The 23,137-nt window shown below is 35.6% G+C and carries 26 protein-coding genes and 1 pseudogene; 8 read left to right on the top strand and 19 right to left on the bottom strand.

What is annotated here, in order from left to right:
• Positions 1–154 precede the first annotated feature (154 nt).
• From MJG50_RS16770 to MJG50_RS16760, 3 genes are all read left to right on the top strand, one after another.
• A complete protein-coding gene (locus MJG50_RS16770; protein WP_240256906.1) occupies positions 155–1,264 on the top strand; it encodes a CdaR family transcriptional regulator in 1,110 nt (369 codons plus the stop codon).
• A 93-nt stretch (positions 1,265–1,357) separates the two neighbouring features.
• The gene (gene glcD, locus MJG50_RS16765; protein WP_240256905.1) at positions 1,358–2,770 is read left to right on the top strand and encodes a glycolate oxidase subunit GlcD; all 1,413 of its coding nucleotides are present in this window, start codon (positions 1,358–1,360) and stop codon (positions 2,768–2,770) included.
• A complete protein-coding gene (locus MJG50_RS16760; protein WP_240256904.1) occupies positions 2,767–4,089 on the top strand; it encodes a (Fe-S)-binding protein in 1,323 nt (440 codons plus the stop codon). The genes glcD and MJG50_RS16760 overlap by 4 nt, the downstream gene beginning before the upstream one ends.
• 45 nt (positions 4,090–4,134) lie before the next feature.
• Here MJG50_RS16760 and MJG50_RS16755 read toward each other — a convergent pair whose 3' ends face one another.
• The 8 genes and pseudogenes from MJG50_RS16755 to MJG50_RS16720 all read right to left on the bottom strand — a co-directional run bounded on the left by MJG50_RS16755 (position 4,135) and on the right by MJG50_RS16720 (position 10,484).
• Positions 4,135–4,716, bottom strand: coding sequence for a YdcF family protein (locus tag MJG50_RS16755; RefSeq protein ID WP_240256903.1), 582 nt, complete (start codon positions 4,714–4,716; stop codon positions 4,135–4,137).
• 112 nt (positions 4,717–4,828) lie between these two features.
• Positions 4,829–5,518, bottom strand: coding sequence for a copper homeostasis protein CutC (locus MJG50_RS16750; protein WP_240256902.1), 690 nt, complete (start codon positions 5,516–5,518; stop codon positions 4,829–4,831).
• Positions 5,519–5,544: 26 nt separating this feature from the next.
• Positions 5,545–6,045 carry a DUF1648 domain-containing protein gene (locus MJG50_RS16745; protein ID WP_240256901.1) on the bottom strand — a complete coding sequence of 167 codons (501 nt, stop codon included), beginning with the start codon at positions 6,043–6,045 and terminating at the stop codon, positions 5,545–5,547.
• Positions 6,046–6,122: 77 nt separating this feature from the next.
• The gene (locus tag MJG50_RS16740; protein ID WP_240256900.1) at positions 6,123–7,448 is read right to left on the bottom strand and encodes an ABC transporter permease; all 1,326 of its coding nucleotides are present in this window, start codon (positions 7,446–7,448) and stop codon (positions 6,123–6,125) included.
• On the bottom strand, positions 7,445–8,137 hold the full coding sequence (locus MJG50_RS16735; protein WP_240256899.1) for an ABC transporter ATP-binding protein: 693 nt from the start codon (positions 8,135–8,137) through the stop codon (positions 7,445–7,447). The genes MJG50_RS16740 and MJG50_RS16735 overlap by 4 nt, the downstream gene beginning before the upstream one ends.
• Before the next feature lie 17 nt (positions 8,138–8,154).
• Positions 8,155–9,219, bottom strand: coding sequence for an ABC-2 transporter permease (locus tag MJG50_RS16730; RefSeq protein ID WP_240256898.1), 1,065 nt, complete (start codon positions 9,217–9,219; stop codon positions 8,155–8,157).
• Positions 9,212–10,009 (bottom strand): annotated as a pseudogene (locus MJG50_RS16725) (ATP-binding cassette domain-containing protein); the annotation flags it as partial. The gene MJG50_RS16730 and the pseudogene MJG50_RS16725, both read right to left, overlap by 8 nt.
• 79 nt (positions 10,010–10,088) lie before the next feature.
• Entirely contained in the window at positions 10,089–10,484 is a 396-nt protein-coding gene (locus MJG50_RS16720) for a GntR family transcriptional regulator (protein WP_240256896.1), read from the bottom strand.
• Between the two features lie 230 nt (positions 10,485–10,714).
• Between MJG50_RS16720 and MJG50_RS16715 the strand changes: the two genes are divergently transcribed.
• The 3 genes from MJG50_RS16715 to MJG50_RS16705 all read left to right on the top strand — a co-directional run bounded on the left by MJG50_RS16715 (position 10,715) and on the right by MJG50_RS16705 (position 13,301).
• Positions 10,715–11,947 carry an aminopeptidase gene (locus tag MJG50_RS16715; protein ID WP_240256895.1) on the top strand — a complete coding sequence of 411 codons (1,233 nt, stop codon included), beginning with the start codon at positions 10,715–10,717 and terminating at the stop codon, positions 11,945–11,947.
• Positions 11,948–12,064: 117 nt separating this feature from the next.
• The gene (locus tag MJG50_RS16710) at positions 12,065–12,994 is read left to right on the top strand and encodes a CobW family GTP-binding protein (RefSeq protein WP_240256894.1); all 930 of its coding nucleotides are present in this window, start codon (positions 12,065–12,067) and stop codon (positions 12,992–12,994) included.
• Positions 12,995–13,100: 106 nt separating this feature from the next.
• Positions 13,101–13,301, top strand: coding sequence for an alpha/beta-type small acid-soluble spore protein (locus MJG50_RS16705; RefSeq protein ID WP_240256893.1), 201 nt, complete (start codon positions 13,101–13,103; stop codon positions 13,299–13,301).
• Between the two features lie 62 nt (positions 13,302–13,363).
• Here MJG50_RS16705 and MJG50_RS16700 read toward each other — a convergent pair whose 3' ends face one another.
• Positions 13,364–13,507: a hypothetical protein gene (locus MJG50_RS16700; RefSeq protein ID WP_240256892.1), complete on the bottom strand. Its 144-nt coding sequence runs from the start codon at positions 13,505–13,507 to the stop codon at positions 13,364–13,366.
• A gap of 199 nt (positions 13,508–13,706) precedes the next feature.
• On the opposite strand from MJG50_RS16700, the gene MJG50_RS16695 reads away from it, so the two are divergent.
• Positions 13,707–13,925: a spore germination protein gene (locus tag MJG50_RS16695; protein WP_240256891.1), complete on the top strand. Its 219-nt coding sequence runs from the start codon at positions 13,707–13,709 to the stop codon at positions 13,923–13,925.
• Positions 13,926–13,982: 57 nt separating this feature from the next.
• Here MJG50_RS16695 and MJG50_RS16690 read toward each other — a convergent pair whose 3' ends face one another.
• From MJG50_RS16690 to ykzS, 8 genes are all read right to left on the bottom strand, one after another.
• Entirely contained in the window at positions 13,983–15,602 is a 1,620-nt protein-coding gene (locus tag MJG50_RS16690; RefSeq protein WP_240256890.1) for an ABC-F family ATP-binding cassette domain-containing protein, read from the bottom strand.
• Positions 15,603–15,778: 176 nt separating this feature from the next.
• The gene (locus MJG50_RS16685) at positions 15,779–16,132 is read right to left on the bottom strand and encodes a DUF4257 domain-containing protein (protein ID WP_240256889.1); all 354 of its coding nucleotides are present in this window, start codon (positions 16,130–16,132) and stop codon (positions 15,779–15,781) included.
• 229 nt (positions 16,133–16,361) lie between these two features.
• Positions 16,362–17,309: a nucleoside hydrolase gene (locus MJG50_RS16680; protein WP_240256888.1), complete on the bottom strand. Its 948-nt coding sequence runs from the start codon at positions 17,307–17,309 to the stop codon at positions 16,362–16,364.
• Positions 17,310–17,414: 105 nt separating this feature from the next.
• Positions 17,415–18,011: a cell wall hydrolase gene (locus tag MJG50_RS16675; protein WP_240256887.1), complete on the bottom strand. Its 597-nt coding sequence runs from the start codon at positions 18,009–18,011 to the stop codon at positions 17,415–17,417.
• 224 nt (positions 18,012–18,235) lie between these two features.
• Positions 18,236–19,606 carry an aldehyde dehydrogenase gene (locus MJG50_RS16670; RefSeq protein WP_240256886.1) on the bottom strand — a complete coding sequence of 457 codons (1,371 nt, stop codon included), beginning with the start codon at positions 19,604–19,606 and terminating at the stop codon, positions 18,236–18,238.
• Positions 19,607–19,711: 105 nt separating this feature from the next.
• Positions 19,712–20,443: a GTP cyclohydrolase II gene (locus MJG50_RS16665; RefSeq protein WP_240256885.1), complete on the bottom strand. Its 732-nt coding sequence runs from the start codon at positions 20,441–20,443 to the stop codon at positions 19,712–19,714.
• A gap of 108 nt (positions 20,444–20,551) precedes the next feature.
• The gene (locus tag MJG50_RS16660; RefSeq protein ID WP_240256884.1) at positions 20,552–21,004 is read right to left on the bottom strand and encodes a MarR family winged helix-turn-helix transcriptional regulator; all 453 of its coding nucleotides are present in this window, start codon (positions 21,002–21,004) and stop codon (positions 20,552–20,554) included.
• Positions 21,005–21,092: 88 nt separating this feature from the next.
• Entirely contained in the window at positions 21,093–21,287 is a 195-nt protein-coding gene (ykzS, locus tag MJG50_RS16655; RefSeq protein WP_240256883.1) for a protein YkzS, read from the bottom strand.
• 176 nt (positions 21,288–21,463) lie between these two features.
• On the opposite strand from ykzS, the gene MJG50_RS16650 reads away from it, so the two are divergent.
• On the top strand, positions 21,464–21,889 hold the full coding sequence (locus tag MJG50_RS16650; RefSeq protein ID WP_240256882.1) for a hypothetical protein: 426 nt from the start codon (positions 21,464–21,466) through the stop codon (positions 21,887–21,889).
• Positions 21,890–21,946: 57 nt separating this feature from the next.
• Here the strand turns inward: MJG50_RS16650 and MJG50_RS16645 are convergent, their stop codons facing one another.
• Entirely contained in the window at positions 21,947–22,807 is an 861-nt protein-coding gene (locus MJG50_RS16645) for a patatin-like phospholipase family protein (protein WP_240256881.1), read from the bottom strand.
• A gap of 104 nt (positions 22,808–22,911) precedes the next feature.
• Positions 22,912–23,137 (bottom strand): hypothetical protein (locus tag MJG50_RS16640; protein WP_240256880.1); only part of this gene is annotated, 226 nt, incomplete at its 5' end.

Raw genomic sequence — 23,137 nt, 5'->3', positions numbered from 1 at the left:
ATTGCCTTCTACCTACATACAATTCATACTAAAGATATATCACTATTATAAATCACAAATTTGAAAGAACAACCTGAACATTATAACATGAATCTACTCTCTTATTTTTAAAAATGCTAGAATGAATATTATCCAAATATCGGAGGTCTTCTTAATGTTATTACCTTCACTTGCAAAAAAAATTATTCAAGAGGTCCGTAAATTAATTGATGAGGATATAATTATCGTTGATACTTCAGGGACGATTATTGCAAGTACAAATGCTGATAGACTTGGAGCATTTCATGAGGGTGCCCTATTAGCTAGTCGACGACAAAGCGGAAATCTGATTATTACGACAGAGATGGAAAAATCATTGCGTGGTGTTAAGTCTGGGATTAATCTTCCTGTCCAATTCCAAAATAAAGTTGTGGGTGTAATCGGGATTACTGGTGAGCCCGAGAACGTTTCGCATTATGGTGAGTTATTAAAAAAAATGACTGAACTCCTTATACAGGAAAGCTATTATGCTGAACAGATAGAATGGGGTTCTCGTGTACTTGAAGCATTTGTATTTGATTGGCTACATTCAAAAGAATTCACATCTGAATTTAGAAATCGTGCTGATGTACTAGGCATTGATCTTTCTATTGGTCGCCAAGTGATACTCGTCCAGATCGACACATCAACAAATAGTAATGAAAGAAGTATTTGGAATCAATTTCAGCAAAGAAATCATTCAGAGGATATAAATATTTATGTGCGTTGGGGGAATAACCGTCTTTTACTAATTTTTCCCGAACAACCTAAAAAGAAGCTTGAAAACATTCTTCAACAATTGAAATCGCAAATGGAAATAGAATATGATGTATTGCTTTCTTTTGGAGTTGGTAAAGTGGTATTTGCGCATCATATTCTACAATCATTTAATCAAGCTGAACGTGCATTAATCGTTGCAAAACGTAACAACACAATTACCTTTGATGATGAACTAAAATTAGAAATGCTCCTACAAGAAATCAGTCAGGAAAATAGACAAGAATTTATTAATAGGACAATAGGTACTCTTTTATCTGAAAAAGTATTAATTGAAACACTTCAAACTTTTATCAATGAAAACCAATCAATCAAAAATACCGCCGATTTTCTTCATATTCATGTAAATACGTTACATTATCGATTGAAAAAGGTTGAGGAAATGACCGGTCTTGACCCACGTAGCTTCGTTGATTTATCGACATTACATATTTCACTACTCTTTTTAGAGCAACATCCAAAAATTTAAACTTTTATCACTATATTTTTGTAGCTTTATCTATAGCGGATTTTTCCGCTTTTTTTTATGCTATATATAAGTACTTATACTGGAGGCGGGAAAATGATAACAAATGAGGCTAGACAAATTTTTATAAATATCGTGGGTTCGGATAACTATGATGATTCCAAGACTGGAAGACTTGTATATTCATATGATGCAACTCCTCAATTTCAAGCAATGCCTGATGCAGTCATTTCTCCACGCAATAAAGAGGAGATATCAAAGATTGTACAGGTATGTAATGAATACAATATTCCAATCGTACCTCGTGGCTCTGGGACTAATCTTTGCGCAGGAACATGTCCAACAGAAGGAGGTATCGTTCTTTTATTCAAACTTCTCAATAAAATTGTTGAAATTGATGAGGAAAATTTAACCGTAACAGTTCAACCAGGTGTTATTACACTTGATTTAACAAAGGCAGTTGAAGCAAAAGGTTTATTTTATCCACCAGACCCTAGCTCAATGAAGATCTCCACAATTGGTGGAAATATTAATGAAAACTCGGGAGGGCTGCGTGGCTTAAAGTATGGTGTAACAAGGGATTATGTAATAGCTCTTGAAATTGTCCTAGCAAATGGTGAGATTATCCGTACCGGCGGAAAGCTTGCGAAAGATGTTGCTGGCTATGATTTGACTCGTCTATTCGTTGGCTCTGAAGGAACGCTTGGAATTATAACAGAAGCAACACTCAAGCTCATTCCGCTGCCTGAAACTAAGAAAACGATTCTTGCACAATATCAAGATCTTGAAGCTGCTGCAAAAACAGTTTCAAAAATTATTGCGAATAAAATCATCCCGACTACTCTCGAGTTTCTCGACCAGCCAACAATTGAAGCAGTTGAGGCATTTGCTCAAATTGGGCTACCAACCGATGTAAAAGCAATCCTCCTCATTGAACAAGATGGTCCAGAAGAGGTTGTAACAAGGGATATTGATAGAATTGTAGAAATATGTAAGTCAGAGGATGCAGTATCCGTGAAAGCGGCTGAATCCGAAGAAGAAGCTGAGGCTCTTCGCACAGCCCGTCGTTCTGCATTATCCGCACTTGCTAGACTTAAGCCAACAACAATCTTAGAGGATGCTACAGTTCCACGTTCTGAAATTGCAAAAATGGTGAAAGCGATTGAAGAAATTGCCCAAAAATATGATCTTCGTATTTGTACATTTGGCCATGCAGGTGATGGGAACTTACACCCCACTTGTTTAACCGATGTTCGAAATCTTGATGAAATCGAACGGGTTGAAAAAGCATTTGAGGAGATTTTTGCTAAGGCAATTGATCTAGGGGGCACAATAACTGGTGAGCATGGTGTTGGTGTCATGAAAGCACCATATCTAGAAATGAAGCTAGGTGCTGCGGGAATCGATGCAATGAAAGCGATCAAAATAGGGCTTGATCCGAATAACATCATGAATCCTGGGAAAGTATTTGCAAAGGATTCTCGAAAACGTGTGGTGGTATCAAAATGACAACTATAAAAGAGCAAGAGCAGATACAAAAAGAATTTAAATCTCGAATGAATGAAGATGAGTTATTAAATTGTATGCGTTGTGGCTTCTGTCTTCCAACATGCCCAACCTATATTGAATCAGGATTCCAAGAGTCACATTCTCCTCGTGGTCGGATCGCACTAATGAAGGCAGTTGTTGATGGGTTAATTGAGCCTGATGAGGATTTTGAGAAGTCTCTAAATATGTGTTTAGGCTGTCGTGCCTGTGAACCGGTTTGCCCTTCTGGGGTCAATTATGGCCAGCTCCTAGAAGAAGCAAGAGATATCGTTAATCAAAATAAAAAACATTCTCTACCTGTTCGTGTGATCCGGAAAACAGTATTTGAAGGTCTTTTTCCTCATCAAAATCGAATGAGAACTCTTACCGGGCTTCTCAGTGTGTACCAGCGGTCAGGAATGCAAAAGGTAGCTCGTAAATCGGGAATAATGAAACTTTTTCCAGAAAGCTTAGCATCAATGGAAAAAGTACTTCCTCGGGTGCCGACAGGAAAAGAAATGAAAAATCGCCCTGAACATTTAGAACCAATCGGAGCCAAAAAGAAAAAGGTAGCCTTTTTCTCAGGTTGTCTTATGGACACAATGTTTATGAAAACAAATGATGCAACGATGAAACTTCTTCAAATTGCAGGCTGTGAAATCGTTATTCCAAAATCTCAAGCATGTTGTGGTGCCTTACATGCCCATAGTGGTGAAAAAGATGGTGCGAAGGAATTAGCCAAACGGAATATTGCAGCATTTGAAGAAATAGGAGCAGATTACATTATAACGAATGCTGGTGGATGTGGTGCATTTCTTGTAGATTATGACCATTTACTTAAGGATGATCCTGTATGGGCTGAACGCGCAATTTCCTTTAAAAATAAAACAAAAGATATTTCGGCTATTTTAGTAGAGTTAGAGTTTCATAAAAGAGAACTCAAACTACCTATCCAAATCATCACCTATCAGGATTCCTGCCACTTACGTAATGTGATGAAGACAGCAGCTGAACCAAGAAAATTACTAGAAGCTATTCAAAATACAACGTTCTGTGAAATGAAAAATGCAGACAGCTGTTGTGGTTCTGCGGGTATTTATAACATTGTAGAATCTGAAATGTCGATGCAAATTCTTGATTCGAAAATGGAGAATGTTAAGGCAACAGATGCCAAAACAATTGTCACCGCAAACCCTGGTTGCCTTTTACAAATGAAGTTAGGAATTGAACGTGAAGGCTTATCTGAAAAAATGCGGGCTGTTCATATCGTTGATTTGTTGTTGGAAGCAGTCGGTGAATAATTCTAAGGAAGAACCTTCTTTTTGAAGGTTCTTCTCTTTATCAATTTAAAATATGTATTTTTGTAAATAGTATTTCGTTACTGCCAAGTACTCTCTTATATACGCTTTAACGATTGTCACCTTTGGAGTATCCGCAGCTAGACCAGCAACATGTAAATCTGCATCTCCTGCAATTTGAACAGCTCTATACACGTGATAATCATTTGTTACAATTATCCCTTGTTGTGCATCATTAGGAATGAATGATTTTGAAAATGAAACATTCTCATATGTACTTGTAGATCTGTCCTCTAAAAATATTCTAGATTCATCTATCCCTTTAGCAATAAGCCCATTTTGAATAGCTTCAGCTTCTGTAATTGTTTCACCTGGCCCCATTCCACCAGAAGCAATTGCAATCGTATTCGGGTTATTAAGTAAATATTCTGCCGCTGTATTAATTCGATATGAAAGGGATAATGAAGGAATGTTCCCATTTACCTTAGCACCAAGGATAATGAGATAGTCTGCATTGTTTGGTACTTCCACTTTGATTGATCGACTAATTTTATTATGAATGGAACCTACATAAATTAGACCAAAAATAATGAGAAACCCAAACACAAATAACAACCTCTTCTTTTTCATATATTTTCCACATCCTCTTCCCTGATATTTTAGCATTTTTCATATCAGAGAGCATACAAAAATATAACCCTCATGTTAAAATGAGGGTTTGAAAAACAAGATCAAATGACACTTAACCAACTATCTCTCTAATTTGTTTAATAATAATCCCATCAATTGGTTCGCTAAATTTTCCATTCACTCTTACAGCTGAACCAAAATGATATTCTTTCGCATGTAATTTGCTATGTATCTCTGCAATATTTTGAAGAGACAATCCTGAACCAGGCAAAATTGTTGGAGAAGGCTTCTCATTGGATCGTGTGATCATTTCTTCAAGATTCTCCATACCAGCAAGAGCTGTTGGCTTACCTCCTGAAGTCAAGATTGAATGAATGGAATCAGAGTATTTCTGAAGCAATTCAAACGCTGCCAATTGGTCTTTGGTATCATCTATCGCCCGATGGAATGCAATCTCCATTCCATCCGCTGCATCAATCACTTTTTGTAGAAATTCTTCATCGATATTTCCATCTTCAGTTAAAGATCCAAACACAATACCTGCAGCACCTATTTCCTTAATTTCCCTTATATCCTCGATTATTACCTGTTTATCCTCATCAGAATATACAAAAGAGTAGCCATGTGGACGAACCATTACCCGAACAGGAATCTTAACACTATTCACAACCTGTTTAACCGTTCCAAATGAAGGTGTTAAGCCCCCTTCAGTCATAGCTGTAACAAGCTCAAGTCTATCGGCACCATTTTTTTCGGCACTCACAGCATCCTCAACATTTTGCGCGATTATCTCTATAATCATTTCATATCCCTCTTTCATATACGAGTTTAGCGTAACTTAAAAGTACGGTACATATAATAGCCGATTGTTCCAAAAATAACAACTAAAAATACTGGTAAATACCAAATACCGAGCCCTTTTCCACCATGTGCCACTTCTACTATTTCCCAAGTACCTATCGCGAAAAAGATAACCAATTCAAAATTTATAATTGTAAGCATTTTACGAGATATAACATAAAGTCTTTCTGCATTTTCCTTAGTTACCTTTACCGGATAATTGAATAATTGTGGGAATCTACTTACCACAAATGTAGAGAAAAAAATGACCGTTCCAATCACAGGTAATAAGAATATCATACCTTTACCACTCCAGTCATCTGGTTCACCCATTGCATTAAAATGAGACGGCACTTGGTCGGGTAGATTTCTCCAAATGGAAGCAATATACGCAAAAGCCCCAATAATTATTAAAATAGAAAGAGTATCCATTACCTTTTCAGAGGTTGTCTTAGGAACAAATATCTTTGGTTGCTTTTCATTAAACATTAAAAATATCACCCCTTTTTCATTATATATACGAAAAAGAAGTGATACTGGTTTCATATTTAAACTTAAAAATCCACTTAGACTTCTCTTCTCATTGCTTTTAAAACATCTATCCTCGTCGCACGTTGGGCCGGTCTCATTCCTGAAATGATGGTTACTAGTAGACAAATAGATACACAGATTGCCGGTAGTGTCCACGGAATGTATGAGAACATTAGTCCTTCAGGCATTTCCTCTCCAAATGCCGATTGAATGATGAATGGTATCGCAAAGTTAACCGCAACGCTAATTCCGTACGCAACAATTGTTCCAAAAAATGCACCCAACAAACCAATATAACTACTCTCGATTAAAAAGATTCTTTTAATAACGCCTGGGTTAGCGCCTATCGCTTTCATAATCCCAATGTCTGGAGCACGTTCGGTAACTGCCATTGTCATTGTATTATAAATTCCGATTGATGCGATAAGAATGGCAATTGTACCGATAAAAATTAATCCCGCTTTCGCAATTGTAAACATCATATTGACTTCCTTCAATTCATTGAGTACTGAGTATGTTAAGTAATTCTTATCTTCTAACACACTCGTAATATCCTCAACATTTGCCATGTTATTTGCATAGATTTTTACTTGATCATACTTTGGGATTCCGGAATTTTCATTCTCATCCATCCCCTTCGATGTGCCCATAAACTCTTCAATTTCATTTAGCTTTTCCTCTGAGATAAATACATTCTGATCAAATATCCATTCCTTTGTTGGTTTTTTACTTATTCCAACAACCGTAAGTGGGATTGTCTTTTCTTTCTCTTCACCTTCGACTTGATTTACAACAGAAAGATTCAAAGTTTTACCTAACAGTTCTTCCTTATAACGAAATTCTTCCTTAACTTCACCATTCTCGTTATAGAGCTCTTCACCTTCTATTCCTTCTTTTGCTAGATTTGTAAGGAAATCATATCCGACAACAATTTCATTTGAATTTTCCGGAAGATGTCCTTCAGATAGTTCAAACCCCGCTTTGACCTCTGATGGAAAATGAGTAACAACTGTCTCAGCCCATGATGTATATCCGTCAATTTTATAAATAGCAGCATGATTAAGCATTTGTCTACGAGTAACAGCCTTAACATTGTCAAGCCCTTCGAAGTACGCAATATCCACATCGGTGACATTCTGAAATTTCTCTTCGCTATCCTCTTTCCCATGGACATCAATTTGGGTAACAATTTGACGTTCGGTAATATCTTTTACTACTGATTTTTGAAGACCAAATCCAACGGATGCTAATACAATTAAAAACGTACACCCCATTGCGGTTGCTAAGACGGTCATAAAAATTCTAGTTTTATTTTTCTTCATATTTTGTCTTACAAATCGAAACTGATCTGCGAATTTCATACTGACACAGCCTCCTCTAGTACACGTCCATCCGCAATTTCGATTGTCCGATGCCCAATCCTTGCTACCCTTTCATCATGGGTAATAATTAGAAACGTGATCCCTAATTCTTTGTTTAGTTTAATAATGAAATTTAGTAAATCTTCTTCTGTTTCACTATCCAGACTTCCTGTTGGTTCATCAGCTAGAATAATTGGCGGATTAACAATTAATGCTCTTGCGATACTTACCCTTTGCTGTTGCCCACCTGAAAGCTCGCTCGGATAATGATCCTTAAATTCTAGCAATCCTACTTTTTCTAATATTTCCTTTGTCTTTTGCTTTCTCTCTGTATCACTTACACCTTTTAAAATGAGAGGCAGTTCCACATTTTGGAATGCTGTCATACTTGGTATTAACTGAAAGCTTTGAAAAATAAAACCAAGATGCTTCAGCCTAAAGTCTGCAAACTTCGCTTCATTTAGATCTGAAACCTTTGTTCCATCAATAAAAATCCCACCTTCTTTTGGATGAATAAAACCACTTATCACATTTAATAATGTTGATTTTCCTGAACCACTTCGTCCAACAACCGTAACAATTTCACCTTGTCCAACTGTAAATGAGATATTTCTAAGAACAGGGATGATAGATTTATGCTCTTTTTTTCCGATTTCAAAATCATGACTTACATTTTTTAATTCAATCATTGCGACAACTCCTTCTCTTATTTCTTACCGAATTGTAATCTTAATCCTGATAATTTTGATACAATAAAATATGCTAAAATGCTAAATCCAAGGCCGCCAAGATGATATGGAAGTAAACTTGGGACTTCATCATATCGGTGGCTTGAGCCCCCTACAAGCATTCCTCCAAATAGATAGAAGCAAATAAAAACTCCTGCTTTCAAATAAGGTTGCAACTTTTCATAAGCAAGGACTTTCCCATTATTTTCACTCTGCATTTTCTTTGACAAAATACTTGTGAATAAAAGCGAGAGTACTGTTACTGCAATTGGGACAATTAACAAGTATAAATTAGAGTAATCAGACCATTTCCACACAAAGATATTTTGAATATCATTATCTAATTCAAAAAGATGGGTCGGAAATGATAAATTTTCAAATAGATGATCGATTTCTTGTAACTTGCCAGGATAACTAAAATAATTCCCTGTAAATGCCTGGTAATGATATTTAAATCCTTGATAAATAAGATTGTATAGTCCATATGGCAATGCCAAAAAAATAATACTAAAAGCAAATTGTGAGACAATACTTGCACCAATAAAACCGATAAGTAAACTAAAGGAATACGCACCTATTAGTGTTATCAGTGAAACAATATAATAATATCCGAATGCTGTTACTGGTAAGTAATCGTGTACAACTGAAGTAATTAGTATAATGATTGAAATAATTATACTCACCGTAACTGCTGCAAAGATATGAACCACACCGAATACCCATTTTGCAAAAAAAATATCTTTCCGCTTAAATGGTAATGACAAAGTAAAATCCATGCTTTGGTTAGAACGTTCTAGCCCAACCAATACTGTTGCCAATGTAACGATTAGGAGCATCTGAAATACTGGGATTTCAAAATAATTACCAAAGTTGAATTGATATGGATCACTATTTCCCCATTTCGCCCAATTTGCTAGCGAATACTCGGTTTCTTCAGTTATATTGTAAAACTTATACGCGAAATACAAACTGACAAGCCAAAAACCCCATATCACAAACTTCGATTGCTTATAGTTCCTCATCCATAATGCCTTATTAAACAATGCCATCCCCTCCTAATGCAGACACAAACATATCCTCAAGTGACATTGGTAATTGTTCTAGTAGTAGTGGCTGATATTCATGCAATATTTGCACAGTCTCATTAACATTTCCTTTTATTAATAGGGTATGAACTCTTCCAATTCGACTAATTTCCTCAACGTGGGACAGTTGTAGAATTTCTTCTGGCATAATGCCATCCTTAAAGACGACCTGTAATTTCTTATAATGAAGCTTAGCATCCTCCATTGAAATAACAGACTCAATTTTCCCAGCCCTCATCATAATAATAGTATCTGATATTTTTTCAAGCTCATCTAAATGATGACTTGATATTAGAAGTGAAAGCTGAGATTCTGATACTTCCTCAAGCAAAAACTGAAGGATTTGTCTTTTGGCAATTGCGTCTAACCCATTCGTTGGCTCATCTAAAATAATCAATTTTGCCTTTGTAGAGATAGATAAAATAATGAATAACAATGCTTTCATTCCTCTTGAAAAACTTCTTACTTTTCGGTTATTTGGAAGATTAAATCGTTGCAATAACTCGTAAAAATAACTAACATCAAAATCCTCATAAATAGCATCATACAACTGAATGAGCTCTTTTACATGATAGTTGTTAAATGTCGTAAATGAATCTGGAACGAATACAATTGACTGTTTTACTTCTGGATTAATCGCAATATTCTTTCCTTCAAATAGCACTTCTCCTTGATCTGGATCAAGAATGCCTACGAGACTTCGTAGTAAAGTTGTTTTTCCAACTCCATTTCTGCCAATAAGTCCAGTTATCGTTCCTTGTTCAATTGAGAATGAAATATCCTCCAAAACTGCTTGACCTTCAATCCACTTAACCAAATTTTTAACACTAAGCATCTTCTTCTCCCCCTCCTAACTCATCAAAGTAGATTTCTATCCAGTTCATGAATGTCTCTTTTTCAATACCGAGATAAGCTGCCTTTACAATTAACAGCTTTAAAGATTGTTTAATCACATCCACCTTTTCATCATCTATCTTTGTCGGAATTTGTTCTGATACAAAAGTTCCCTTTCCTCGTCTCGATTCAATAACTCCTTGTCTTTCTAGTTCCTGATAAGCTTTACTAACTGTATTTGGGTTTACAAGCAATGTTGAAGATAGCTCACGAACACTTAACAACTTGTCATTCGGCTGTAAGACTCCTTTTAAAATTAATTCCTTGATTTGGTTAACAATTTGCTCCCAGATTGGAGTATTACTTCGCTCATCCAATTGAAAATACAAGTAAAATCCCCCTTTCGTAAGGATTAAGTTATGTGTGTTATGTGTATTACATCATATAGTACACTTAGTACAATAAAGGATATGCTAATTCTTGTCAATAAGTACTATCATAATTTTTCATTTGTAATTAATTCGTGAAAATTCCTTCAATTTTCATTTCGTGATAAAATGAGGAAGAATAGATTACATATACTACGTTCAATTATTTTGAACAAAAAAGGAGCATACATATGACTAATTTCGATCAAATGCTTGAGAAATATGCTGACCTCGCTGTACGCGTCGGTGTTAACATCCAAAAAGGACAAAATCTAAATATTAATGCACCTATTTCAACTGTGGACTATGTACGTAAAGTTGTTAAAAAGGCATACGAGGCTGGTGCAAGAAATGTTTATGTAGAGTGGAATGATGATGAGGTAACTCGTACTCGATATGATTTAGCACCTGATGAAGCATTCACTGATTACCCAATGTGGAAAGCAAAAGGAATGGAAGAACTCGCAGAAGGTGGAGCAGCATTCTTATCCATTGTTTCCTCTAATCCGGATTTGTTAAAAGGGGTTGACCCCGAACGAATTGCAAAAGCTAATAAATCAGCAGGAATGGCAATGGATAAATTCCGTAGCTATTCAATGTCAGATAAAGTTAGCTGGTCTGTTATCGCGGTACCATCAATAAGCTGGGCAGAAAAAGTATTCCCGAATCTCTCATCTGAGGAACAAGTTGACAAACTTTGGGAAGCTATTTTCCAGGCAACACGCGTGAATACCGACGATCCTGTATTGGCTTGGAAGGAACATAATGCAACACTTCATACTAAAGTAGATTATTTGAATGGTAAGAAATATAAGAAATTGCACTATAAAGCACCCGGAACTGACTTAGTTGTTGAACTACCTGAAGGACATATGTGGATTGGTGGGGGAAGCGTAAACGAGCAGAATAATCCATTTGTCGCGAACATGCCAACCGAGGAAGTATTCACCCTTCCTTTGAAAGAAGGCGTCAACGGATATGTTTCAAGCACGAAACCACTTAACTATGGCGGCAGCTTAATCGAAAACTTTACACTTACTTTTGAAAAAGGGCGCATTGTTCGTGTAAAAGCCGAAAGTGGAGAAGAAACACTAAAACGCCTTGTTGATACAGATGAGGGTAGTCATTATTTAGGTGAAGTTGCACTTGTCCCACATAACTCACCTATTTCTCAGTCAAATATCATTTTTTATAATACATTATTTGATGAAAATGCATCAAACCACTTTGCTCTAGGTAATGCATATGCCTTCTGTATTGAAGGTGGTAAAACAATGTCAAAAGAAGAACTAGCTGAAAAAGGCGCGAACTCAAGTATTACCCATGTTGATTTCATGGTTGGTTCTGCTGAAATGGATATTGACGGAATCACTACTGACGGCAAAGTTGAACCCGTATTTCGCAACGGAAACTGGGCATTTTAATTAGGATAGTGCAAGTTACCTGGAGCTAGACATTGAACATTGAAGACAAGTCCCTAGACAAACAAGTCTAGGGACATTATCATTTTACTTAAAAATAATCAAGTATAGGAGTTCTACATGAAAAAAGTTGAAGTATTTATTTTATCTGGTTTTTTAGGTAGCGGCAAAACAACATTATTAAAAAACATTCTTACACAGGAAAAAGAAAATAAACGAAAAGTGGCTGTTGTTATGAATGAGCTTGGCCAAGTTTCGATTGATTCAAATGCAGTTTCTGAGGATACTCCTCTAAAAGAGTTATTGAATGGCTGTGTTTGCTGCACGATACAAGGTCAGTTTGAGGTTCAATTGCAAGAACTATTACAGGATTATGAGCTAGATTCCATCTACATCGAAACTACGGGAGTGGCACATCCAATTGAGGTTTTGGACGCATGCATGTCCCCGTTGTTTGCAAGCAAACTCACTGTTCAAGGAATTGTGACAATCATTGATGCCAATCGTTGGAAAGACCGTCATACGCTAACCCCACAATTCAAAATCCTATTGCAAGAACAAATCAAGCATGCAGATGTTCTTATATTAAATAAAGTTGAGCAATTAACAGAAAAAGAACAGGCGCAAAATGTCTTTGAAATTCAATCGCTAAATAATCAAGCAAAATGCTTATTAACAAGTTTTGCATCTGTTCAACTTGATGACATTAGAACCTATCAGACATTGGAACGTAAGCCACATGAAAAGACTAGTGTTGCTCATTTACATGTAAAAACATATGTACACACTTTTTCTGGACCAATAGATATAGATATTTTCGAGGAATGGCTAAGGTCAATGCCTGAATCAATTTATCGGATAAAGGGATATTTAAAGTTTTTACACTCTAAACACAATTATTCTTTCCAGTATTCATATGGTACACCGATCTACATGAAGGAATTAATGAACTATCCACTTACATTAGTATTTATTGGAGAAGAACTTGACCCAGTTTGGATGAAGGCCGAAATGAATGGGATTGAAACAAAATCAATTAGGGAGATGTGAACTGGTGTAGATTTCCATCATTCTTTTAGTATGCAAATTTAATCCATGTGGCATTTTAAAGATGAGTAATCATTATTACTCAAATATACGTCGGGAGTGATGTATCATGGCTAGAAACAAACTATTGGTTCCAGGTGCTGAAAATGCTCTAGATCAAATGAAAGAAGAGATCGCCAATGAGTTTAATGTTGAGCTTGGTGCAGATACGACCGCACGCGCAAATGGTTCCGTAGGAGGAGAGATGACTAAGCGCCTAATTCGAATGGCACAACAGCATCTTGAAAGCGGAAATGGAACACAACAATAGCCACTTCCATTGGGAGACACTCGATACGAGTGTCTCCCTTATATTGGTATACCTATTTTACGCTAACTAGCAATATTTCCGATGATTTGTATCTCGTTAGATGCTACTTTTTCTTTTGCGTCAATTTGCTTTACTCCATAGAAAATCATTCCTACAACTAATAATCCGAACAATAGTACGATGACACAATTTTTAATTAACGTCATAATTTATCTCCCTATCAATGAAAAGCCTATATTGGATTTTCACTTTTTTTCAACCAAAACATTATATTCAATCATAATGAAAGTTATTCATTATTTTATAATTAATGTCGGAAATTAAGAACTTTAGGAGTTTGTACCTTTCAATATTAACTTGTATACATAGTTTAATACTATATATGCAGGAAGTAGGTGCAAATCATTGCCTTCTATCATCATAGGTCCGATTGAAATTAATAGTAATGAAGGTATTATCATAACTGGGAATACGATGAACGCTTCTCCAGTATCTACAAGTAAGGTATTTTCAGGGTCTGGATCGTTTAACACGGGTATTTACATTACAAATAATAACGGGGTGAGTACGTCAAATACGCTTGATCCAGATCTCCTCGATTCCAATGTAGGTGAGGCATTGTGATTATAATCGTAAAAAGGCCACTTCACAACTATATGTGACGTGGCCTTTCTTAATTAATTATGCGTACATATTTTCAACTTGTTTTTGAACTTCTTCATTTTCAAGGTATTCGTCATATGTCATTTGTTTATCCACGAGACCATTAGGTGTGATTTCGATAATACGATTTGCAATCGTTTGGATAAATTGATGGTCATGGGATGTAAATAACATTGAACCTTTAAATGCAATTAATCCATTATTCAAAGCTGTAATAGACTCAAGATCTAAGTGGTTTGTCGGATCATCTAATAATAAAACATTTGACCCACTTAACATCATTTTAGATAACATGCAACGTACTTTTTCTCCACCTGATAAGACACTTGCTTTCTTAAGAACGTCTTCTCCAGAGAAAAGCATTCTACCTAAGAAGCCACGTAGGAAGCTCTCACTTTGATCATTAGGTGAAAATTGTCGGAGCCAGTCCACTAATGATAAATCTACACCTTCGAAAAATTTCGAGTTATCCTTTGGAAAATAAGCTTGCGATGTTGTTATTCCCCATTTAAATGAACCACTATCTGCCTCAAGCTCACCCATTAAAATTTTGAAAAGGGTCGTAATCGCTATTTCACTTTTTCCTACTAAAGCAATTTTATCACCTTTGTTCATGATAAAATTCACGTTATCAAGTACCTTTACGCCATCAATCGTTTTAGTTAAACCTTCGATCCGTAAAAGATCGTTACCAATTTCGCGTTCTGGAGTAAAGCCCACAAAAGGATAACGTCTTGAAGATGGTCTGATATCATCAAGTGAAATCTTATCTAAAAGCTTTTTACGAGAAGTAGCTTGCTTCGATTTTGAAGCATTCGCACTAAATCGCGCAATAAAGTTTTGGAGCTCTTTAATTTTCTCTTCTTTTTTCTTGTTGGCATCTTGAGCCATTTTTGATGCAAGCTGACTGGATTCATACCAGAAATCATAGTTTCCAACATAAATCTGGATTTTTCCATAGTCTAAATCAGCCATATGTGTACAAACTTTATTTAAGAAATGACGGTCATGTGATACAACAATTACTGTATTTTCAAAGTTAATTAAAAACTCTTCTAACCATTGAATCGCTTTTAAGTCTAAATGGTTAGTAGGCTCATCCAATAAAAGAATATCCGGTTTTCCAAATAGTGCTTGAGCCAATAGTACTTTTACCTTTTCAGCACCTGTCAATTCTGCCATTTTCTTTGTATGAAGGTCTTCTGATATTCCCAAACCTTTTAAAAGAATTGCTGCTTCTGATTCGGCTTCCCAACCATTTAGTTCTGCAAATTCACCTTCAAGTTCGGCAGCCCTCATTCCATCCTCATCCGTAAAATCAGCCTTCATATAGATAGCATCCTTCTCCTGCTTCACTTCATAAAGACGGGCATGCCCCATAATTACGACATTAATTACTTCATGTTCTTCATATTCAAAATGATTTTGCTTCAAAACAGTTAATCGTTCCCCAGGTGTCATATGCACATCACCTGTTTGAGGTTCAATTTCACCTGATAATATTTTTAAAAACGTAGATTTACCAGCACCATTTGCTCCAATTAAGCCATAGCAATTGCCTGGTGTAAATTTTATATTAACATCTTCAAACAGTTTACGATCTCCATATCGCAAACCTACATTTGTAACAGTAATCATCTATTCAAAATCCTCCATTTCATTTCATTGCTACTGATTATACCATTTTCATAGACAGTTCTCTAGTATATTAAAGCTTCAAATAAAATAAGCCCTTACCAGTATGCCTGAATAAGAGCTTTTAATATACAGAAATATTCATAATTAATATCGGTTCTCTCTTTATTTGCTTAAAACTACATCCCTGTTTCATCATTCTTCTCAATCGTCTCCTGTTCGTTAGTAGGTTTTTGCTGTAAAGAATTCTTTGAAACTTGCACGCGTCTTACGAGATCTAAGCTTTGGATAATTGTATCTCCTCCATAACCCGCTAATATGGATAGAAATACAACCCGAAAGAGTGATTCTGTTTCAGATGTAACGACGATTAGTACAGCTGCAATTGTTCCAATTAAAACTTCCTCAAGAAAACCTAGATAAATAAATCGCTTTGTGATTCTTGGCTTTTCAATTTTTCCTTGTCTTTTAGCATGTCCTAGCAACCCCATGCATCCGCCAATACAAACTGCGATAATAAGATTTAGCAACATGTTTTCACACCCCCTAAAGTCTTACTTTTTGACTTTTTGACCTTAGGCAACAAACAGAAGCTTCCTTACTCACATTATATGCGAAATGTGCCTAAGAAAGCTTGGGTATTTTTTCCGAAAATTCTAAAATTATAATCTATATCATTTACACTATTTTTTTCTAGAATAATGCTTTGATTTTATTTCGAATATCGAATGAACTACGTAATCTTACCTATACACTCTGATTTTAGCTTGTAGTACCCTGCGTCATAACCTTCATAAAGTCTTCCATAAATATCTTATAATTTAAGCTTATTGCAATTCGATCTAATGTATCAGGTTGTTGCTTTTCTGGCTTAGGGCGAAAATCAGCTACACTTCGCCCTCTCGATTTTCCGAAGAGATCAACTGTAACTCTTCTCCTAATATAATGCACAACTGATGGATTGACAATTGCACTTAAAGCAATTACGTCATGTAAAGGTGTACCCTGTATGCCAGGAACATTTTTCTTGTATGAATTAAAATAATAATTAAAAATAGGTTTTATTAAATCATGATACGGATTATTTGGAAATTGGATAATATAATCAACAATTTGTGGAGTCAAAATAGCATGATTTGTTACGTTTAGAGGAAAAATTGATAGATTATGTGCTTTCTCTACAACAAGGTTTGAAGCAATCGGATCTCCATGAAAATTTGCCTCAGCCTCTGAAGTTACATTTCCCGGTACTAAAAAAGCCCCTCCCATTATGTAAAATGCCTTCACCTTTCTCATTATATTTCCACCTAGAATAAAGGCAATTGCTAAAGAGGTTGATCTACCTACATCCACAATATATAGATCATTTTCATAACGCTCGATTAATTTAAAAATTTCATCAAAGTTCAGTAGTTCTCCCTTGATTGTATCAGGAGGTTGGATTGGACCGAGACCGTTTTGACCATGTATTTCCGGATAATATGGTGTAAACTCCCCGGTTAATGGCCCCTTTGCCCCGGCGATAATTGGAATATCTTTCTTTCCAGCCAATTGTAATAGAAATGCAACATTATCGGTAGCTTGTTCTTGTGTTACATTTCCATAACCAGGGACAATCCCAACGATTTCAATAGTAGGATTAAGTAGTCCATACATTATAGCTAATGAATCATCAATACCAGGATCACAAAATAAAAGTACCTTCGCCATTGATTTCACTCCTTGTAAATAAATGTTATTACCTACTATATGAAGGGGAAGCATAAAAAAACACCCAGTTCAATTTTCATTGAACTGGGTGGTACTTATACGAACTTATTTAGCAAAACGGTGGTTACCGATTGTAGTAGTTACCTCTCTTGATAAAATCCATTTACTTTTGCTTGTTTCGGGATTATAGAAATAAAGTGAGCCTTTTCCTTGTCCACGAAATGTTAGAGCTTCTTCAACGGCTTTTTTAGCACTTGAATCCGCAGCTTGATTAATCTGCCCATTTTGTACAGGTGTGAACGCATAGCTTCCATTCTCAGAACGTTCATATATAACTTTCTTAACTGTATTAGGGAATAAAGGTGAATCAACTCGATTTAATACAACCGTAGCAACTGCAACTTTACCTGCATATGGTTCACCCTTTGCTTCGGCCTGGACTAATCTTGCTAGTAATTCTTTATCTGAAGCAGAAATAGTTTGTGGGATTACTAGTCTTTGTCCAGGATAAATCATATTACTTATTTTATTATTCATATCTCTCAACTCAAGAACGGATACACCATATTTCATTCCAATCTTCCATAGTGTGTCTCCGCTTTTAACCGTATGAGTCGATGATGCAGCATCTACATTTGTATGAAATGCAAATAATGATACCGTTAAAGTTGATGCTAATAATAAACCTTTAAGTTTTTTCATTTTCATTCCTCCTAGTAGTTGTGCTCTTGGCTCTACTAAAAGGTTATCAGCTGTAATATGTTCATTCATTACCCAAAAGATGGTAAACACTTGTAGTTGTTGGGATACATAGTTTAAGCAAAGGAATGGAAAAAAAATCCTCTAGCATAAATCCACCTAATATTTCCTTGTTATCAAACATATGGAGGATATATTACAAAGTTTTCGTGAATAATACACCATCCTTATTTAATAAACATTTTAATTTTCTTCAATGCGTTTTTTGTATTCGGGTATCGAAATGGGAGATCGAACTTCGTTGTTTGCTTCAAAATTCCTTTTTCATGAGAAAATACATCAAAACTGCCTTTTCCGTGATATGCACCAATTCCACTATCACCCACGCCACCAAATGGTAAATACGGAGAACTAAAGTGGTACACCGTATCATTAATACATCCCCCACCAAATGAAATACGATCTAAAATTTCCTTTTGCACCTCCACACTTTCGGAAAAGATATATAAGGACAGTGGTTTAGGACGATGATTCACTTGGTTAATCAAACTAGATAACTCCTCATACTCCAATACCGGCAGGATAGGCCCGAAGATTTCATCCTGCATGACCGAATCGTCCCAAGAAATATCATCAAGGATCGTAGGTTCGATTACAAGTGTATCTGGATTAAATTTTCCTCCAGAATAGTTTTTCCCATTTTCTAAAAATGATGTCAAACGATTGAAATGGCGTTCACTAATGATTTTAGTGAATTCCTTATTTGCAAGTGGATTAGAACCGTATAGTTCCGTGATTGCGTCTTTTAATAGTGGTAAAAATTCATCCTTTATTTCACTATGAACCATCAGATAATCAGGTGCAATACACGTTTGCCCTGCATTCGTAAACTTTCCCCAGGCAACTCGCTTTGCAGCAAGTTTTAAATTTGCATCTTTATGGATGATACATGGACTTTTTCCGCCAAGCTCTAATGTTACGGGGGTCAAATGCTTTGCAGCGGCTTCCATAACAATCTTGCCGACTGGAACACTTCCTGTGAAAAATATATAATCTGTTTTTTCATTTAAGAGCGCATTACTAGTTTCAATACCGCCTTCAATAACAGTAATAAATTCCTCTTGGAAATGATCAGTAATAAGCTTTGATAATAACTTTGATGTATGTGGTGTTAATTCTGAAGGTTTTAAGATTACACAATTACCAGCAGCAATTGCTCCAATTAATGGGGCGATAGCTAATTGAAACGGATAGTTCCATGGTGAGATGATTAATGTGACACCATAAGGCTCTGAATAAATATAGCTTTTTGATCCAATACCGGTTAGTGTCGTTTTCACCCGTCTTGGTCGCGACCATTTATGTAAGTTCTTTAATGTAAATCGAATTTCTTCTAAAATAATTCCGATTTCCGTTAAATATGAATCAAATTCACTTTTATTTAAATCCTTTTTTAGTGAATCCATTATATCCTGTTCATGATTCTTAATTAAGCTAAGTAATTTGTTAAGAGCAGCCTGTCTAAAGGACAAATCCTTTGTCTTTCCTTGTAAAAAAAACTCTCTTTGTCTCTGCACCAATTCACTGTAATTTACCATTATCTTTCCCCCTTAAATCAATTCTATATTATATAGTAAAAGGTAAGCCAAAATGAGCTTACCTTACATTTTACATTATTAATTGAAGATTCTAGGAGTCGCTTGCTAATTCTGATCTACAGGAATATGTCCAGATTTTTCAACCTTTGTTTGAAGGTAATGCTTATTATATTCAGATACATCCCCCCATAGTGAAATGTGGCGATCAGCCATTAAACCACTTTCTCTTAATGCAGCAAGTTTTTTCGGATTATTGGTGATTAGAATTACAGGTTGTGAACGTAATTCTTGCAACACACGTATTGCATCACTATACGAACGCACATCATCTTCCAGTCCAAGTGCATGATTGGCTTCTACTGTGTCAAAACCCTCTTGCTGAAGAAGGTAAGCTAATGATTTAGTAAATAGACCAATTCCCCTGCCTTCATGGTTAGCAAGGTAAAAAAGTGCACCACTACCATTTTTAACAATCATTCTCATTGATTCATGTAGTTGAAATCCACAATCACAGCGCTTACTTCCAAATATATCACCTGAATGACAAATACTATGCATCCTAACTGGAGCTTCTTCTGCATGTTGAAAATCTCCATATACAAGCACAGAAGATTGCTGCATAGATGCTAGATTAGTATGTGCCAGTGAATTTAATATTTCTGCTTTTGTCAGTTCTTCATCCAATCTTAACCATGTATACCATTGAAAATTAACCACTTTATCATCTAATTGAACAGGTAATTTCACTGGACCAACAAGACATATATCATGTTTATTGCTTTCATGTATAATTGTCATTTTATCTGAAAGAAGGTTTTGAATCTCTTCTGTAATCATTTTGTATCTCCCTTTCTACTATCCATATAGGAGTTTCCCCTATTTATGAGAGCAAGTATAGTATGTTTTACAAAGGGCAGTCAAGACATATAGCCTGATTTGATATTTTTAGTGCTTTTCGGCAAAATACCCTAATTTTTTTAAAAGCTCAATCATCACTTCTTTTTCGCTCGTATCCAATCCACCAAGTATATTTTCGATTGCATTTTGATGTTTTGGAAAAATCTCATCCATAAAAGCTTTACCGTCTTCAGTAATTGAAGCCCATGTCACTCGACGATCCTTTGGACAAGGTTTTCTAACAATCAACTTCTTTTTCTCTAATTTATCAACAACATATGTGATGCTTCCGCTTGATAACAATACCTTTTTTCCAATATGTTGAATAGGCTGATCACCTTTGTGATATAAAAGCTCTAAAACTGCAAATTCTGTTAAATTGAGTCCATATCCTTTAACATCTTCTTCGACTCGCTCGTTAACCGAACGATATGCCCTAGAAAGTATTATAAATAATTTTAAGGAGATGTTCGTATCGTTAACTGTTTCTTTAGTCTCCATATTATCAACACCTTAATCGTTTTTATTATCTCGACTTCAAGATAATTTTACTTGATATATAGCTTTCTTGTCAATCTTACTTTGTATTTTAGCTCCTTGCTTCCTTCATATATCGATAAATAACATCTCCACCATGTTGAGCAATTCCTTGAAAATGTTTGAAGTCTGGTCTTATTACTAAAATATTTCTGAATGTAAGAAAATGTTCATTTGTCACTCTAAATTCATTCAATTGTCCATCAGCTAGTTTATTTAAAATATCATTAACAAACTCATTATCCATTTCAAGCACCTCATTATTTGTTACGTTAAATTATAGTTGTTTTTTATACTAGAAACAAGGCTAATACCCATTTCTAATAGGTATTCACACGAAATCTATAACCTTACATATTATATCCTGGATATGTCTGATAGGCATATTACATTATATAGAGCAGATAAAGAAAGGACGATATTATGAATAACTTTCATCAACAAATGCATGTGAATCCATATTTTCAAAATACAAATCCGGGAATGGATGATAGTAGACCGTGTTGTGGACAGCAATGGGGAAATCCACAAATCCCTTTCCAAGGACCAGTACAACAACCTAATTTTGGTTCATTTGAAATGAGTCCAAATGCAATGGACCCAAGTGGATCAAATATGCCACAAATGGGGTTTCCAATGATGGGGAATATGAATAATAATCCTCATGCAGATTGGCAATTTCCAAATAATCAAGTTCAACCAAATATGATCATGGGCTGTGGTTGTGGACACGGACATCATATACCACATGGACCTGGCTGCGGATGTGGACATCATATGCCACACGGTCACGGAGCACACCATCACCATATGCATATGGGGCAAGGTCCTAATTGGATGGGTAGATAGGAAGGAATTATCCATATAAAAGGAAGGAATGGCATGTTAACCCTCCTTCCTCTCTTTTTATTTATATAACCATTCCTGAAAATCATTAAATAATCGGCTTGCATCTTGATAACCAAGTTCATATAAATTTGTTAATTTTACAGGGTTTCGTTCAATTCTACCTACTTCTAGTGGAGAAGTAGGACTAAGTATAAAAACACGGCCCTCTTTTTCTTCTTGCTCTAGGTATTTAATCGTTTCATTATAGCGAATATAACGCTCAGCCATTGCTTTTGCCAATTGGGGATATTGCTTGTACTTTCTTTTAACCATCCAAATCATATTCGATTTCTTTTTGAAATAGCCACGATTTCGTGTTAATACTACGATATTTTTCGTATTACCATCTTGCTGTGATTTCTTAAGGGGAATTGGATCTGAAATTCCTCCATCTAATAATTTTTTACCTTGATACTCAACGATAGGAGCAACAAATGGTAAAGAACTAGAAGCCCTTATTACTGTTAGCATGTCATTTTCATAATCCGCTTTTCTAAAATAATACGGTTCTCCTGTTTCACAGTCGGTTGTACCTATAACGAATTCTTCCTCTGATTCAAAAAATGTTTGATAATCATATGGTACATGCTTATTAGGAATTTCATCAAAAATATAATCCATTCCAAATAATTGTTTTTGTTTTATATAATTACGTACCGATAGATATTCGGGATTATTCACATAGTCAATATTTACTATTCTGTTACGACCTTTTTGTCGTGATAAGTAAGAGGCAGCCATGCAGGCACCAGCAGATACACCAATTACATATGGAATATATATCTTTTGTTCCATGAAAAATTCAAGAATTCCTGCTGTATATACTCCCCTCATGCCACCACCCTCTAAGACTAAACCTACATCCTTCACTGCTTGCATCTCCTTTTTAAAGCACTTATTTTATGAATATAATATTTTTCTTTGCCTTTGTCACTAAATTTACATAAAATTGTACAGACAATTCTACCAAAAATCCTTTACCTTCATGTAAAAGTAAGGCAAAATAAAATTAATGGTATTTTAACTTTATTCAGAAAGTCTTTAACTTTTAAAAGAGGCGAGATGAATCCAAATCCGTTTTTAATTTGCATGGTTGGCATATCCCTACTGAATAAAGTTAAAGCCTCCGGCGGATGCCTCAGATTTTTAAAGGGAGTTTTTCGAGCAAGCTCGAAAAAATCTGGGCGCAAATACGCCAAGGCGCATTTG

The sequence above is a fragment of the Fredinandcohnia quinoae genome (assembly GCF_022427965.1).
GTDB classification, from domain to species: Bacteria; Bacillota; Bacilli; order Bacillales; family Bacillaceae_L; genus Ferdinandcohnia; species Ferdinandcohnia quinoae.
The sequence above is the reverse complement of the archived record's forward strand: the minus strand, read 5'-3'. Positions and strand labels throughout refer to the sequence as shown.

Bases quoted from the DNA above. Each gene is read 5' to 3' on its own strand.
- MJG50_RS16685 (WP_240256889.1), bottom strand. From the start codon at position 16,132: ATGTTGCTAAATCTTATTATCGCAGTTTGTATTGGCGGATGCATGGGG.
- MJG50_RS16715 (WP_240256895.1), top strand. From the start codon at position 10,715: ATGACTAATTTCGATCAAATGCTTGAGAAATATGCTGACCTCGCTGTA.
- MJG50_RS16740 (WP_240256900.1), bottom strand. From the start codon at position 7,448: ATGAAATTCGCAGATCAGTTTCGATTTGTAAGACAAAATATGAAGAAA.
- MJG50_RS16760 (WP_240256904.1), top strand. From the start codon at position 2,767: ATGACAACTATAAAAGAGCAAGAGCAGATACAAAAAGAATTTAAATCT.
- MJG50_RS16705 (WP_240256893.1), top strand. From the start codon at position 13,101: ATGGCTAGAAACAAACTATTGGTTCCAGGTGCTGAAAATGCTCTAGAT.
- MJG50_RS16690 (WP_240256890.1), bottom strand. From the start codon at position 15,602: ATGATTACTGTTACAAATGTAGGTTTGCGATATGGAGATCGTAAACTG.
- MJG50_RS16660 (WP_240256884.1), bottom strand. From the start codon at position 21,004: ATGGAGACTAAAGAAACAGTTAACGATACGAACATCTCCTTAAAATTA.
- MJG50_RS16745 (WP_240256901.1), bottom strand. From the start codon at position 6,045: ATGTTTAATGAAAAGCAACCAAAGATATTTGTTCCTAAGACAACCTCT.
- ykzS (WP_240256883.1), bottom strand. From the start codon at position 21,287: ATGGATAATGAGTTTGTTAATGATATTTTAAATAAACTAGCTGATGGA.
- MJG50_RS16700 (WP_240256892.1), bottom strand. From the start codon at position 13,507: ATGACGTTAATTAAAAATTGTGTCATCGTACTATTGTTCGGATTATTA.
- MJG50_RS16735 (WP_240256899.1), bottom strand. From the start codon at position 8,137: ATGATTGAATTAAAAAATGTAAGTCATGATTTTGAAATCGGAAAAAAA.
- MJG50_RS16770 (WP_240256906.1), top strand. From the start codon at position 155: ATGTTATTACCTTCACTTGCAAAAAAAATTATTCAAGAGGTCCGTAAA.
- MJG50_RS16665 (WP_240256885.1), bottom strand. From the start codon at position 20,443: ATGATTACAGAAGAGATTCAAAACCTTCTTTCAGATAAAATGACAATT.
- glcD (WP_240256905.1), top strand. From the start codon at position 1,358: ATGATAACAAATGAGGCTAGACAAATTTTTATAAATATCGTGGGTTCG.
- MJG50_RS16650 (WP_240256882.1), top strand. From the start codon at position 21,464: ATGAATAACTTTCATCAACAAATGCATGTGAATCCATATTTTCAAAAT.
- MJG50_RS16750 (WP_240256902.1), bottom strand. From the start codon at position 5,518: ATGATTATAGAGATAATCGCGCAAAATGTTGAGGATGCTGTGAGTGCC.
- MJG50_RS16710 (WP_240256894.1), top strand. From the start codon at position 12,065: ATGAAAAAAGTTGAAGTATTTATTTTATCTGGTTTTTTAGGTAGCGGC.
- MJG50_RS16755 (WP_240256903.1), bottom strand. From the start codon at position 4,716: ATGAAAAAGAAGAGGTTGTTATTTGTGTTTGGGTTTCTCATTATTTTT.
- MJG50_RS16670 (WP_240256886.1), bottom strand. From the start codon at position 19,606: ATGGTAAATTACAGTGAATTGGTGCAGAGACAAAGAGAGTTTTTTTTA.
- MJG50_RS16680 (WP_240256888.1), bottom strand. From the start codon at position 17,309: ATGGCGAAGGTACTTTTATTTTGTGATCCTGGTATTGATGATTCATTA.
- MJG50_RS16675 (WP_240256887.1), bottom strand. From the start codon at position 18,011: ATGAAAAAACTTAAAGGTTTATTATTAGCATCAACTTTAACGGTATCA.
- MJG50_RS16645 (WP_240256881.1), bottom strand. From the start codon at position 22,807: ATGCAAGCAGTGAAGGATGTAGGTTTAGTCTTAGAGGGTGGTGGCATG.